The sequence below is a fragment of the Pseudonocardia sp. CA-142604 genome (assembly GCF_050948475.1).
Taxonomy (GTDB): Bacteria; Actinomycetota; Actinomycetes; order Mycobacteriales; family Pseudonocardiaceae; genus Pseudonocardia; species Pseudonocardia alaniniphila.
This window is the reverse complement of record NZ_CP192045.1, coordinates 4290273-4304084: the sequence shown is the minus strand read 5'-3', so window position 1 is coordinate 4304084 and position 13812 is coordinate 4290273. Positions and strand designations below refer to the sequence as shown.

Genomic DNA, 13812 nt, shown 5'->3' with positions numbered 1-13812 from the left:
AGTGGATGCTCAGGCCAGGACGATCTTCTGGTCTCCGAAGTCGGCCACCACGTCGAGGTGGCCTCCCAGCGCCTCGACGTAGGCACGGATGGTGGCGATGCCCGCGCGCTCGATCTCGCCGCGTTCCAATGCGGAGATCGAGGGCTGCGTGACATGCATCCGCGCGGCCAGATCCACCTGGGTCACGCCCTGACGTTCACGGATCTCGCGCAGCCGGTAGGCACGGACCTCCGCGTCCATGTGCGCCCGGTGCTCGGTCACCCGATCCTCACGCGGTGGGCGCTCCGCGCGAATCTCGTGCCAACTCCTCGCCATCGACCTCACCTCCCCTGGCTCACTCGCATCCTTCGCTTCGCCGCCACTCGTCATACCGGCGCTCCGCGAGCGGAATCGCCGAGGCGTACCACGATCGCCAGGCTCGTGCCTTGTCCCCGGCCACCAGCAGCACCGCCCGGCGCAGCGGATCGAACACGAACAGGATGCGCACCTCGCTGCACCCGGACGAACCTGGCCGCAGCTCCTTGAGATTGTGCGTCGCGGACCCCGTGATCCGGTCGACCAGCGGCCTGCCGAGCGTTGGTTCGTTGTGGGCGAGTTTGTCGATCGCCGCAGCGACCTGGTCGTACGAGTCGTCGTCCAGCGCTAGCAACCACGACTCCACCTCCTCCAGCACACGGACGTCCCATCCCACCGGCCGGAATATAGACCACAGCCACTATAAGTCGTGGCCTGTTCCAGCGCCATGGGCGGGCGAGTGCGGGTCATGGACACGTAACGCTGTTCGAACGAGTCGCTTGACAGCGTTACGTGTCCATAGTGCGAGGTCAGGTCGTGTGCGGGCCCACCCCGTAGCGTTGGAGCGCTGTTGATTCCGTGATGTGGCGGTCCAGTACGTCCGCGCGGACGTCGGCCTCGGCGCGTTCTACCGGGTCGCCGAAGCCGCCACCGCCACCGGTGGCGCACCGCACCACGTCGCCCTTCTTCAGGGCGGCGCCGTTGACCTTGAGCATCCGTCGCTCGTCGGGGCGCCCGGGGTTGATCACCACCTCCGGGCCGGTGGCGTCCTCGCCGCCGAACAGGCCCCACGCCGGCTGCCGCGACCGCTCGAACCACAGCGAGATCGAGCAGTCGCACAGCGCCTCGTACTCGCGGATGACGCCGTTGCCACCGCGCCACCGGCCCGCCCCACCGGAGTCGGCGCGGATGCGGTACTCGCGGATGCGCAACGGGTAGCGCGTCTCCAGCACCTCGATCGGGATGTCCTTCAGCGAGCCGTTGACGTTGTTGATCAGCGCGCTCTCCCCGTCCGAGCCCTGCCAGGCGCCCCAGCCGCCGACGGTGGCCTCGAGGTTGACGAACTCGCGGCCCACGCGGGGGTCGAGTCCCGAGGTCAGCACGATCATCGAGTCGCCGTGGCTCGCTCCGGCCACCCGCTCGGGCACGGCGGGCGCCAGCGCCCTGGCGACCATGTCGATGAGCAGGCCGAGGTGGGAGAAGTACCACTGGCACGCCGCGGGCGCCTGCGCGCCGAGGACGGAGCCCTCCCGGACCTGGGTGGTCATCGTGCGGAACGAGCCGCCGTTGCCGGGCAGGTCGGGGCTCACGAGGAGCTTGTAGCCGACCCGCAGCGCCGACACGGCCTGGGCGACGCCGCAGTTCACCGGCCCGGTGGTCTGGTCGGCGGACTCCCGGACGTCGAAGTCGATGGTGTCGCCCGCCACGGTGATCCGCAGCCGGATCGGCACCGGGGCGTCGAGCACGATGCCGTCGTTGTCCAGCACGCCCTCGGCGGTGTAGACGCCGTCGGGGATCGCGGCGATCGTCGCACGCTCCAGCGCCTCGGTCTGCCGGAAGATCTCGTCGCGCGCTTGCGTGAGCGTGTCGAGCCCGAAGCGCTGCACGATCTCCTGGAGGCGCTTCTCCCCCATCGTGATGCAGGCGATCATCGCGTGCATGTCCCCGGTGGTCGGGTACGGGAAGCGCACGTTGCGGGCGATGGTGTCCATGAGCGCACGCTCGTCGGCTCCGCCGGAGACGAGCTTCTGCGGACCCAGCCGCAGCCCCTCCTGGAAGATCGTCACCGAGTCCATCGAGCCGCCGGGGTCCTTCGAGCCGACGTCCACCCAGTGGGCGCGCGACGCGGTGAAGCCCACCAACTCCGTGCCGACGAACACCGGGCCGAAGATCGTGACGTCGTTGAGGTGGGTGCCGCCGAGGTAGCTGTCGTTGAGGATCCACACGTCGCCGGGCTGCCAGACGTCCCGGCCGAAGGTCTCCTCGGTGGCCTTGGTGCAGGTCTCCAGGTTGCCGAGGAAGATCGGCAGCCCTGCGGACTGACCGAGCACCTGGTGGTCGGCGTCCAGCAGCGCCACCACGCAGTCGCCGCACTCGTAGATGATCGGGGTGTAGGCGGAGCGGATGAGGGTGGCGTTCATGTCCTCCGCGGCGGAGTTCAGCGCGTTACGGATGATCTCGACGGTGACCGGGTCCACCCCGATGGTCGTGCTGGTCATGCCTTGCCCTCCACTCGGATGATCATCGAACCGAGCTCGTCGACGGTCAGCTCGTATCCCGGCGGGACGACCGTGGTGGCCGTGTCCTCCACGACGACCGCCGGTCCGGTGAGGCCGTGACCGGTGAGAAGGTCGTCGCGGCGCACCACCACCGTGTCACGGGCTTCGCCGTCGAAGATCACCTGTCGCACCTCGTGCGGGAACTCCGGCGACTGCGCGAGCGGCCACTTCTGCGGTTCGGGGCGGCCCAGGTCCCCGAACGCCGTGGTGCGCAGCGTGACGAACTCGATCGGCGCACCGAGGTTCGCGTGGCCGTACCGGCTCTTGTGCATGTCGGCGAACCGGCGTGCGACCACGTCGAGGAAGTCCGCCCCCGCCGGCTCCGCGGCGTCGGTGAGCGGCACGGTGAGCGTGTACTCCTGTGCCTCGTAGCGGATGTCGACCGCGTGGGACACCGCGCGGTCCTGCTCCGGCACACCCTCCTCGCCGAGGGTGGCGAGCGCGTCCCGCTCGATGCCGGCGAGCACGGCTGCCATGCCTGCGCCGTCGAGATCGGCGTCGAGGGAGAAGTACGGCTGGGTCAGGTCCTTGCGGATCCTGGTCTGCAGCATCCCCCACGCGGAGAAGGCGCCGGGAAAGCGCGGCACGATCGTCTCGGCGATACCGAGCTCTCTCGCAAGGAAGACCGCGTGCATCGGGCCGGCCCCACCGAAGGCGACGAGGCTGGAGTCGCGGGGCTCCACACCCCGCGAGACCGTGATCGTCCGGATGGCCTGCGCCATCTTCGAGTTGGCGACGTCGCAGACGCCCTCGGCCATCGCCACCGCGTCCAGCCCGAACTGCGCGCCCAGGCCCTCGACGGCGGCCACCGCCAGGTCCACGTCGAGCGACATCGAGCCGCCGGCGAACCCGTCGGGATCGATGCGCCCGAGCACGAGGTTGGCGTCGGTGACGGTGGGTTCGGTGCCGCCACGCCCGTAGCAGGCCGGTCCGGGCCGGGCACCCGCCGAGCGCGGTCCGACGCGCAGCCCACCCGCCTCCACCCAGGCCACCGAGCCGCCACCCGCGCCGACGGTGTGGATGTTCACGACGCTCATCAGCATCGGCAGGCCCTCGAGGTGCGCCTCGGCCGACACGTCCGGCTCGCCGTCGACGATCAGGGAGACGTCGAAGGACGTGCCGCCCATGTCGATGCCGATCAGGTTGGGCCGCGCAGCCGCTCGCGAGAGTTCGGCGCACGCGATCGCGCCGCCGACGGGGCCGGACAGCAGCGTCTGCAGCGGCCGGTGGCGGGCGGAGTCGGCGGTCAGGATCCCGCCGGACGACTGCATCACGTGCAGCGGAACCCCGAGCCCGCGCTCCCGCAGCCGGGACTCGAGATTGCTCAGGTAGCGCCGGACGATCGGGCCCGTGTAGCTCTCGACGACCGCCGAGGACGTCCGCTCGTACTCACGCCACTCCTTGGCCGCCTCGTGCGAGAGCGAGACGGTGAAGTCCTCGCCCAGTTCCTCCAGCACGATCTCGCGGGCTCGCAGCTCGTGGGCGGGGTTCTGGTAGCTGAACAAGAAGGCGATCGCGATCGCCCCGAGCCCCCGCTCCCTGGCCGCGACCGCGGCGTCCCGCACGGCCTGCTCGTCGAGCGGCTCCAGTTCCGTGCCGTCGACGGCGAGGCGCCCCCCGATGCCCACGGTGTCCCGGCGCGGCACGAGCGGCTCGGGCTTGCGGTAGTGCAGGTCGTACAGGCGGGTCCGGGGACCGCGCGCGATGTGGTAGCTGTCCTCGGCGCCCGCCGTGGCCAGCAGGAGCACCGGCACTCCGCGGCGTTCGAGGAACGCGTTGAGGCCCTGCGTCGTGCCGTGCACCAGGAAGCTGATGTCAGCGGGTGCGTCGACCACCGCGGCCAGCCCGGAGACCACGCCCTCGCTCAGGTCCTCCGGGGTGGTCGAGGCCTTGCTCGCGGTGAAGGCCCCGGCCTCGTCGTCATAGGTGACGACGTCGGTGAACGTGCCCCCGATGTCCATCGCCACGCGGTACCGAGCCATGAGATCTCCCTCCGACGGCCGACGCCCGTGAAGCTAGGTGGCGGCGCCGCCGGTGGGCTGTGCGCTGCGCATAGCCCGGGCACGCAGGCGCGTGCGGAGCGCACGACAGCGGGCCTACCAGGGGTGGAGCCATCGTGACGCGCGGCGCGAAAGGGAATTCACGATCATGTGCGACTGCGAATTCCGGCAAATCGGCTCCGCGAACCCGCGAGACATCACAGTTTCGTCATATCTGAAGCATTGATCGACTCAAATGAAGATCCGTATTGTGAGTGGAAGCCGTCAGTGGTGCTGGCCGTGGCGGCGTGACGGAGCAGCAAGACGCGCGACGCGGTGTCCAGTCCGCTGCCTGCTCGGCTGTGAGGAGCGGCCGCCAGGGCGGACCGAGCGCATGCCGTCCCGCGTGGGGATGGACCAAAGGTGGTTCTCCACGGTGAAGGACGTACACCCGCACGAAGCCACGCTCGGCAACCCGGGCCGGGGCACGGTGCTCGCGGCATGGGAACGGTTCGTGCAGGGCGAGGATCATGTCCGGGGCGTTCGCCCGGAGGTGGCGATCTCCTGGCACCGGTGCCGGGAGCGATACCGGGTGGACCCACACCTCACCGCAGCACCGGCTGCTGTCGAACGAAGCGACCATACGGTCGAGCACGACGTGGTGTTCACCGAATTGGGAGGCATGGCGGCGTCATTGGCACCGGAGGTGAACAACCTCAGCGGCATCGTCACCGTCGCGGACGCCACTGGCCGGGTCCTGGCGGCCTGGGGCGACCAGACCACGCTCGCCAAGGCCCACGAATCCAACCTCGCGCCGTGGTCCTGCTGGTCGGAGGGTGCCGTCGGCACGAACGGCATGGGCACGGCCCTCGAGGTGCGCGGCCCGGTGCTGATCAGAGGCGCGGAGCACTGGTGCCAGGCGTTCCACAGCTGGGTGTGCGCGGGCATCGCGGTGCGTGACGTGGTGACCGGCGAACCGATCGCGGTGCTGAACATCTCGAACTGGCGCACACACCTGCCCGAGGCAACCGGCGGATGGCTCACGCAGGCGGTCACCAGGACACAGAGCATGTTGAGGAGGCGCGCCCGTGACACGGGCACCGAGTTGGCCGCCGCCTTCTCCAAGGCCAGGGAAGCCTCCGGCGCAGCGCTGGCTGCGGTGGACACCGTCGGCAAGGTCGTGATCGCCGACGACCAGGCCAGCGTGCACATGAGCGTTCCCGCCCACACCCCGGCGGTCGATCCCGCCGTGCGCTGGAACTCCGCACTACCTGATCTGATCGGAGTTGCCCGGTATGCCAGTAAGCACGCTGCGCTGGATCCGGACTGGGTCGGCTCGACACAGATCTTCACCCACCTCACCGACGAACCCACACCGATCAGCGTCCGGCCCGTGTTCCTGGCCGGTCGTCTGGCCGGGCATCTGATCTCGTTCGGCAGCTCGGACGGGGCGCAGCTGCCTCCGATGGAGGGGCGGAAGGGTTCCCCGGGGCAACCACGCCGGTTGATCGCGCTGCGCGACGACAGGATGGTGCTGTTGCGCCTGCGGGAGGTCCATTTCGCCGAGTCGGACGGCAACGACGTCTGGCTGTCCACCGACCAGGGGCGGCTCCGCGCGGCCTCGCAGGGTCTGGACAAGCTCGACGGCGAACTGGCCGATGCAGGCTTCCTGCGGGTGCACCGTCGCTACGTGGTCAACCTCAGGCGCGTCCGGGAGATCGAGCGCGCGTACAAAGGTGAGATGTACCTGGTCATGGAGGGCACGACGAACGACATGGTGCCGGTTTCCCGGCGAAACGTACCGGTCGTGCGCCGTGCGTTGGGCATCTGAACAGGGCCGGCCCGACCGCTAGTTCCCGAACGCTATCGGGAGCACAACGGCTGCGACGATGAGCGCCACACCGCTCAGCAGATCGGAGCGGATGCGGATGAGACGAGCGGCTACTCGCCCGACGTGCAGCCCGACCAACGACATCACCGCCGTGGTGAGCCCGAATACCGTTGCCGAGATCCAGGGAGCGAATCCGAGCAATCCCAAGCCTGCGCCGGCGAGAAGATTGTCCAGGCTCAGTGACAGCGGAATGCCGAACAGTGCCCACGGATGGTCGATCTCCTCGGGTTCCGGCTTTCGCAACGCCCCGATGAGCAGGTACAAGCCATAGGCACCCAGCGCGGCCGACCCCACATATTCGGCGACGGTGCCGGTGGTCTGGCCGACGTAGTTGCCGAGCATCAGACCCGCAAGTGGCATCACGCCGTCCCACAGCCCGAACACCAGGGCCACCTGCAGGGATCGGCGAACACTGAACGGAACCGTGCCGAGCGCGATCGCGACCCGAAAATTGTCCAAGCTGAGAAAGAACCCGAGAACGAGGAGTTCGACGATCATGCGGCTGCGGATTTCAGCCACCGACCCACATGACAGGCACCACGACAACAGCGTCGCTCTCTCATGTCGCCCACTCTAGTTCTATACCCCGCGGCATTCAATCTTTGTTCGAGTCCAACAGCACTCGATTTTCCACCCCGACGCATCGCCTTTCGGCGACACCGGAACCAAATCGCACATATCAGCCGAATCGTTATCGTCTGAATCTCGAGGCTGATCCTGACTTCGCCTCACCGGGCAGTGAACGGCTCGCGGCCACGCGCCCGGCCGCGGTGGTCAGTCTCGAGCGTCGACGAGCGCGGCGATGTCGGCGGGCCCCACGCGGCAGCACCCGCCGACGACACGAGCCCCCTGCGCGATCCACTGCCGGGCGTCCTGCCCGGAGAATCGCGCCTGCCCCGTCCATTCCCCACGCCGGACGTCCCAGCCCTCGCCGCTGTTCGGGTAGACGATCACGGGCTTCCCGGTGACCTCGCGGGCGATCGCGATCGCCGCCGGCACGTCGCTCGGCGCACAACAGTTGACGCCGACCGCCACGATCTCCGGCACGCCGACGAGAACCGCGAATGCCTCGGCCAGCGGCTGCCCGGCACGCGTCCGGTCGCCGTCGATGCTGTATGTCAGCCACGCCGGGACACCGAGCCCGGCGACGGCGGCCACCAGCGCCTCGGCCTCGTCGACGTCCGGCACGGTCTCCAGGGCCAGCACGTCCGGGCCGGCCTCGGCGAGCACCTCCAGGCGGGGCCGGTGCCACGCCCGCAGCTCGGCCGCACTCAGTCCGTAGCGACCGCGGTACTCGGATCCGTCCGCAAGGGCCGCACCGTACGGGCCGGCCGAAGCCGCGACCCACCGGCGGCGCCCGTCGGCCGCCAACTCCGCGCGGGCCGCCTGAGCCAGTTCCACACCGCGCCGCAGCATGCGCGCAGCTGCGGTCCTGTCGAGGCCGTACTCGGCGAAGCCGTCGAAGGACGCCTGATAGGTCGCCGTGGTGGCGATGTCGGCACCGGCACGGAAGAACGCACGGTGAACCGCGGTGATCTCCTCCGGGGAGTCGACCAGCAGCCGCGCCGACCACAACGCGCTCGACAGATCGTGGCCGCGCGCTTCGAGTGCGGTCGCCAGGCCACCGTCCCCGATCAGGACGGTGCCCTCCGGCCCGGGAAAGCCCACCGGTCCACCCTACTGACGCGATCGTGCAGGTCACCGGGCTGCGTGCGGCTGCCCCACGGCCACATGGCCGATTGACCCTCGCCTCCACGCGAGCACGATGGGACGACCTGAGTCGCCGCGGCGCGCTCACAGCGGCCGTCAGCCCCGCCGGAACCGGCGCGTCGTGCGTCTCACCCTCACAGCGCGCGGAGACGCCGACACCACTACCGCGACCGGAGGAGAGGATTCGAGATGGGTAGCTACTACTCCGAGGAGACTCACGGCCCGCACCAGTACTTCGAGCTGGGCGACTACGAGCTGGAGAGCGGAATCACCCTCCCCGGCGCCAGGCTCGCCTACAAGACCCACGGCGAGCTGAACGAGGCCAAGGACAACGTCGTCCTGTTCCCCCACATGTGGTCGGGCACGCCCAAGGCGATGGAGATCGTCATCGGCCGGGATCGGCCGCTCGACCCGGGCAAGTACTTCATCGTCCTGCCGGGCCAGTTCGCGAACGGGTTCTCGTCGTCGCCCAGCAACACCCCACCGCCGTTCAACGGCGGCGCCTTCCCGAACGTCACCATCGGCGACGACGTACGTGCCCAGCATCGACTCCTGACCGAGCAGTTCGGAATCGAGCGTCTGGAGCTGGTGCTCGGCTGGTCGATGGGTGCCGAGCAGACCTACGAGTGGGCCGTCCGGTTCCCGGACATGGTGAAGAGAGCGCTGCCGTTCGCAGGCACAGCGAAGACCACTCCCCACGACTACCTCTTCGTCTGCTCGCACGAAGATGCGCTGAAGTCCGATCCCGCGTGGAACAACGGCTTCTACGCCGATCAGAGCGACGTGCACGTCGGGCTCCGTCGGCACGCTCAGATCTGGTCGGTGATGGGGCTGTGCCCGGAGTTCTACAACTCGGAAGCCTGGCGCAGCGTCGGGTTCACGTCGCTCGAGGACTTCCTCAAGCGGTTCTGGGAGGCCTACTTCGCCCCGATGGATCCGAACAACCTGATCTGGATGGGCTGGAAGTGGCGCCACGGTGACGTCAGCCGCCACACCGGCGGGGATCTCGCCGCCGCGCTCGGGCGGATCACGGCGAAGACCTACGTCGTGCCGTTCTCTCGCGACATGTTCTTCCCGCCGGCCGACTGCGAGGCCGAGCAGCGGCTCATCCCGAACAGCGAGTTCCGGGTCGTCGACAGTCTGTGGGCCCACTTCGCGATGTTCTGCATGACGACCGCCGACCGTGAGCAGATCGACGCGTGCATCGCCGACCTGCTGAAGGAGGAGGTCGGCTGACCGGCATGACCTCCGAGATCAGCCTTGACGACCGGCACACCGTCGCCGGCCGCTTCTGGCACCGGCTCGACGACGGCCGGCTGCAATGCGACGTGTGCCCCCGCGCATGTCGGCTGCGCGAAGGCCAGCGGGGGCTGTGCTTCGTCCGGGGCCGGGTCTCCGACCAGGTGGTGCTCACCTCGTACGGCCGGTCCAGCGGGTTCTGCGTCGACCCGGTCGAGAAGAAGCCGTTGAACCACTTCCTGCCCGGCACCCCGGTGCTGTCCTTCGGCACTGCGGGCTGCAACCTCTCCTGCCGGTTCTGCCAGAACTGGGACATCTCGAAGTCCCGCGAGATCGACCGGCTGACCGACGCCGCCGGCCCGGACGACATCGCCGAGGCCGCCGAGCGGCTCGCGTGCCGCAGCGTGGCGATGACCTACAACGACCCGGTGATCTTCCTCGAATACGCGGTGGACGTCGCGGACGCCTGCCGCGCCAGAGGGATCAAGGCGATCGCCGTGACCGCCGGCTACATCACCGGCGAACCCCGGCGGGCGCTGTTCGCCCACCTCGACGCCGCCAACGTCGACCTCAAGGCGTTCACCGACGACTTCTACCACCGCATCTCGGCCGCGCACCTGCAGCCGGTGCTGGACACACTGCTGTACCTGCGCCACGACACCGACGTCTGGTTCGAGATCACCACCCTGCTGATCCCCGGGCACAACGACTCCGACGGCGAGATCGACGCGGAGTGCGCCTGGATCGCCGACAACCTCGGCACGGACGTACCACTGCACTTCACCGCGTTCCACCCGGACTTCAAGATGCGCGACGTCCCACCCACCCCTCCGGCGACACTGACCCGGGCCCGTCGCATCGCCCTGGGGCACGGGCTGCGCTTCGTCTACACGGGCAACGTCCACGACCCCGAGGGGGGCCAGACCATCTGCCCGGCGTGCGGCACGGTCGTCGTCGAGCGCGACTGGTACGTCATCGGCCGCTACGAGATCACCGGCGATGGTCGCTGCACCGGCTGTGGTGCCGCGATCCCCGGCCGCTACGACGGACCGGCGGGGCAGTGGGGAGCCCGCCGCCTGCCGGTGTCCGTCGGTCGGCACTGAGTACGAATCCGTCGCCTCGGGGGCTTCCACGAAGCGCCGGGCGGGTGTATCACGAACAGATGGCGGAGCACGACGCGCCACGCCACTCGACATCGCGATATGTCGCCATTGCCGATCTCTTCGCTGCGCTCGACGAACTGATGTGCAACTACCGGTCGTCGTCCGAGCACGAGCGAATGAAACGTTGGTCGGACGACGCCGAACGAATCACCGGCGAGGTCGCGCGCCATCTGTCCGTCGCCCGCGTCCGGATAGCTGCTGTTCCACGTCACGATCCGGAGGAGAGCGGCTACCCCGCGAAGCCGCGTGATGTCGATCAGAGGTCGTAGTAGAGCATGAACTCCCAGGGGTGGGGCCGCAGCCGGATCTGGTCCACCTCCTTGGTCCGCTTGTAGTCCAGCCAGGTGTCGACCAGGTCGTCGGTGAAGACGTCTCCCTCGGTGAGGAAGTCGCGATCCGCCTCGAGCGCCTCCAGCACCGCCTCCAGCGAGGCCGGCACGTGTTTCACCGCTCCTGCCTCCTCGGGCTCGAGTTCGTAGAGGTCGCGGTCGATCGGCTCAGGTGGCTCGGTCTTGTTCCGGATCCCGTCGAGGCCCGCCTGCAACATCGCCGAGAAGGCGAGGTAGGGGTTCGCGGTGGGGTCTGGAGGGCGGAACTCGAGGCGCTTGGCTTTGGCGCTCTGCACGTACATCGGGATGCGCACACAGGCCGAGCGATTGCGCTGCGAGTAGACGAGGTTGATCGGCGCCTCGTAGCCGGGAACGAGACGGCGGTAGGAGTTGGTGGTCGGCGCACAGAACGCCAGCAGCGCGGGAGAGTGCTCGAGGAGCCCGCCGATGTAGTACCGGGCGAGGTCGCTCAGCCCCGCGTACCCGGCCTCGTCGTAGAAGAGGTTCTCCCCGTTGCTCCACAGCGACTGGTGGACGTGCATGCCCGAGCCGTTGTCGGCGAAGAGCGGCTTGGGCATGAAGGTGGCCGTCTTACCCGCCCGCCAGGCGACACTCTTGACCACGTACTTGTAGTTCATGACGTTGTCCGCCATGGCCAGCAGGGATGCGAAGCGCATATCCATCTCGGCCTGGCCTGCGGTGCCCACCTCGTGGTGCTGCACCTCGATGGGGATACCGAGCGCCATGAGGGTCAGGGCCATCTCGCTCCGCAGGTCCTGGTGCTGGTCCATGGGAGGAACCGGGAAGTACCCCTCCTTGTACCGGGGACGATAGCCGCGGCTCCCTGGATCTCCGGATGCCCACACCCCTTCGATCGACTCGATGTGGTAGTAGCCCTCGTGCTGGTTCTGGTCGAAGCGCGCTCCGTCGAAAATGTAGAACTCGAGTTCGGGGCCCCAGTAGGACACCTCGGCGATACCGGTTTCCCTCAGGTGGGCCTCCGCCTTCCTGGCGATGTGGCGGGGATCGCGGGAGTAGCTCTCCCGTGTGATGGGGTCGACGACGAAGCAGTGAATCTGGAGGGTGGGTACATCACGGAACGGATCCATCACGGCCGTCGACGGATCCGGCATCAGCAGCATGTCGGACTCGTGGATCGCCTGGAACCCGCGGATCGAGGAGCCGTCGAAGCCGTAGCCCGACTCGATTCCTTCTTCGGTGAGTTCCTCCACAGGGATGGAGAAGTGCTGCATCAGCCCGGGAAGGTCGCAGAACCGAAGGTCCACGATCCGCGCGTCAGCGCTGTGGGCAAGTGCGACGACATCGTGCGACGTTTCTGGCATAACCAGCTCCTGGTGAACCTGGCCGGTGCGTTGGAAGATCTTTCCAGGGTTCCCCCGTCAGTGCCCAGAACGGGGGCGGGAGGACAACACCGTGTGCCCAGGCTCCGAGCACGGTCCACAAATGAGAACAGCGAAAGGAATGGTAACGCCGCACTCATGATCAGCGTGAATCACGGCGCCGGTACTCGCTGGAGCCCGCTCGGCGGCGAGCCGGCCCGCCCGGACGCAAGGTGACGCATCCGGGTGCTCGCACGGCGGGGGTTGTCAGGGAACGAGGGGCCGGCATAGCTTTTATCAAATGTTTGACACGACTGACGCCGCTGCCGAGCTCCCGCTCTCCGGCGTACGGGTCGTCGACGCCGCGACGATCTACGCCGGTCCGATGATCGCGACGCTCCTGGGCGATTTCGGCGCCGACGTGGTCAAGGTCGAGCATCCCCACGGCGACGGCCTGCGCTCCTGGGAGTGGCGCAAGGACGGCGAGTCGCTGTGGTGGGCACTCGTCGGGCGCAACAAGCGCGCGATCACGCTCGCGCTGTCCGACCCCCGCGGTGCCGCGATGCTGCGCCAACTGCTGGCGGAGGCCGACGTGTTCGTCGAGAACTTCCGGCCGGGCACGCTCGAACGCTGGGGCCTCGACCCCGAGGACCTGCTGCGCATCAACCCGCGGCTCGTCGTCGTGCGGGTCTCGGGGTTCGGCCAGACCGGGCCGTACCGCTCTCGCCCGGGCTTCGGCACGCTGGCCGAGGCGATCTCCGGCTTCGCCCACACCAACGGCCCGGCGGACGGCCCTCCCGTGCTCCCCCAGTGGCCGCTGGCCGACGGCGTGGCTGCCCTCGCAGGCGCGTTCGCCACGATGATCGCGCTGCGCCACGCTGAACGGACCGGCGAGGGACAGGTCGTCGACCTGTCGATCTACGAGCCGCTCTTCTGGATCCTCGGCGCGCAGACCTCCGCCTACGACCAGCTCGGCACGGTGCCGACGCGCCAGGGCAGCCGCACCGGCTTCAACGTGCCGCGCGAGTGCTACCGGACCCGCGACGGGCGATGGGTTGCGCTCTCCGGCGCGACGACCGCAACGGGCAGGCGGATCCTGCGTGCCGTCGGTCGAGACGACCTCGCCGACGCCTCGTGGTTCGGCGACATCACCGGGTGTATCGCGCATCGGGACGAGATCGACGACGCCATCGCGAGCTGGGTCGCAGAACGCGACAGCGCTGAGGTCCTTGCCACCTTCGACGCCGTCGGCGCCACTGTCGGCCCGATCTACTCGATCGCCGACATCGCCGCCGACCCGCACTTCACCGCGCGCAGCGTCACGACGGTCGAGCACCCCGGCCTCGGGCCGCTGCGGATGCAAGGGCTGATCGCGAACCTGACCCGCACCCCCGGACGCATCCGCAACGCCGGGCCGCTGCTCGGCGAACACAACGACGAGATCCTGCGCGACCGGCTCGGGTGCCGGCCCGCGGAGCTCGCACAACTCATGGCCGATGGCGTCATCGGACCGACCGGCACCCGCTCGCCCGGTGAACGCAGCGAGCGCTCGCCGACGGCGTGGACACCTCGATGATCGGTGAGTGGA

Annotated in this window: 12 protein-coding genes; 5 read left to right on the top strand and 7 right to left on the bottom strand. The window is 68.8% G+C overall.

The window, feature by feature from the left end; translation table 11 throughout:
- Nucleotides 1-9: 9 nt before the first annotated feature.
- From ACQPZQ_RS19500 to ACQPZQ_RS19485, 4 genes are all read right to left on the bottom strand, one after another.
- Entirely contained in the window at nucleotides 10-261 is a 252-nt protein-coding gene (locus ACQPZQ_RS19500) for a helix-turn-helix domain-containing protein (protein ID WP_433297804.1), read from the bottom strand.
- Nucleotides 262-334: 73 nt separating this feature from the next.
- Nucleotides 335-691 (bottom strand): type II toxin-antitoxin system RelE/ParE family toxin, encoded by a 357-nt coding sequence (locus ACQPZQ_RS19495; protein WP_433297801.1) that lies wholly within the window; start codon nucleotides 689-691, stop codon nucleotides 335-337.
- 133 nt (nucleotides 692-824) lie between these two features.
- A complete protein-coding gene (locus tag ACQPZQ_RS19490; RefSeq protein WP_433297799.1) occupies nucleotides 825-2513 on the bottom strand; it encodes a hydantoinase B/oxoprolinase family protein in 1689 nt (562 codons plus the stop codon).
- Nucleotides 2510-4555, bottom strand: coding sequence for a hydantoinase/oxoprolinase family protein (locus tag ACQPZQ_RS19485; RefSeq protein WP_433297797.1), 2046 nt, complete (start codon nucleotides 4553-4555; stop codon nucleotides 2510-2512). Before ACQPZQ_RS19485 ends, ACQPZQ_RS19490 begins: the two co-directional genes overlap by 4 nt.
- A 433-nt stretch (nucleotides 4556-4988) precedes the next feature.
- Here ACQPZQ_RS19485 and ACQPZQ_RS19480 point away from each other — a divergent pair, with 433 nt between their 5' ends.
- Nucleotides 4989-6383, top strand: coding sequence for a LytTR family transcriptional regulator DNA-binding domain-containing protein (locus tag ACQPZQ_RS19480; RefSeq protein ID WP_433297795.1), 1395 nt, complete (start codon nucleotides 4989-4991; stop codon nucleotides 6381-6383).
- Nucleotides 6384-6401: 18 nt separating this feature from the next.
- On the opposite strand, the gene ACQPZQ_RS19475 is transcribed toward ACQPZQ_RS19480, so the two are convergent.
- Both ACQPZQ_RS19475 and mmuM read right to left on the bottom strand, forming a co-directional pair.
- A complete protein-coding gene (locus ACQPZQ_RS19475; protein WP_433297792.1) occupies nucleotides 6402-6962 on the bottom strand; it encodes a manganese efflux pump MntP in 561 nt (186 codons plus the stop codon).
- A 255-nt stretch (nucleotides 6963-7217) separates the two neighbouring features.
- Entirely contained in the window at nucleotides 7218-8111 is an 894-nt protein-coding gene (mmuM, locus tag ACQPZQ_RS19470) for a homocysteine S-methyltransferase (RefSeq protein WP_433297789.1), read from the bottom strand.
- A gap of 231 nt (nucleotides 8112-8342) precedes the next feature.
- On the opposite strand from mmuM, the gene ACQPZQ_RS19465 reads away from it, so the two are divergent.
- The 3 genes from ACQPZQ_RS19465 to ACQPZQ_RS19455 are packed head-to-tail and all read left to right on the top strand — an operon-like array spanning nucleotide 8343 to nucleotide 10824.
- The gene (locus tag ACQPZQ_RS19465; RefSeq protein ID WP_433297787.1) at nucleotides 8343-9389 is read left to right on the top strand and encodes an alpha/beta fold hydrolase; all 1047 of its coding nucleotides are present in this window, start codon (nucleotides 8343-8345) and stop codon (nucleotides 9387-9389) included.
- A gap of 5 nt (nucleotides 9390-9394) precedes the next feature.
- Nucleotides 9395-10495, top strand: a complete 1101-nt coding sequence (amrS, locus tag ACQPZQ_RS19460; RefSeq protein WP_433297784.1) for an AmmeMemoRadiSam system radical SAM enzyme — start codon at nucleotides 9395-9397, stop codon at nucleotides 10493-10495.
- A gap of 59 nt (nucleotides 10496-10554) precedes the next feature.
- Nucleotides 10555-10824, top strand: a complete 270-nt coding sequence (locus ACQPZQ_RS19455; RefSeq protein WP_433297783.1) for a hypothetical protein — start codon at nucleotides 10555-10557, stop codon at nucleotides 10822-10824.
- Here ACQPZQ_RS19455 and glnA read toward each other — a convergent pair.
- On the bottom strand, nucleotides 10812-12227 hold the full coding sequence (gene glnA, locus ACQPZQ_RS19450) for a type I glutamate--ammonia ligase (RefSeq protein WP_433297780.1): 1416 nt from the start codon (nucleotides 12225-12227) through the stop codon (nucleotides 10812-10814). The genes ACQPZQ_RS19455 and glnA overlap by 13 nt on opposite strands.
- A gap of 298 nt (nucleotides 12228-12525) precedes the next feature.
- On the opposite strand from glnA, the gene ACQPZQ_RS19445 reads away from it, so the two are divergent.
- Entirely contained in the window at nucleotides 12526-13800 is a 1275-nt protein-coding gene (locus tag ACQPZQ_RS19445) for a CaiB/BaiF CoA transferase family protein (RefSeq protein WP_433297777.1), read from the top strand.
- Nucleotides 13801-13812 lie beyond the last annotated feature (12 nt).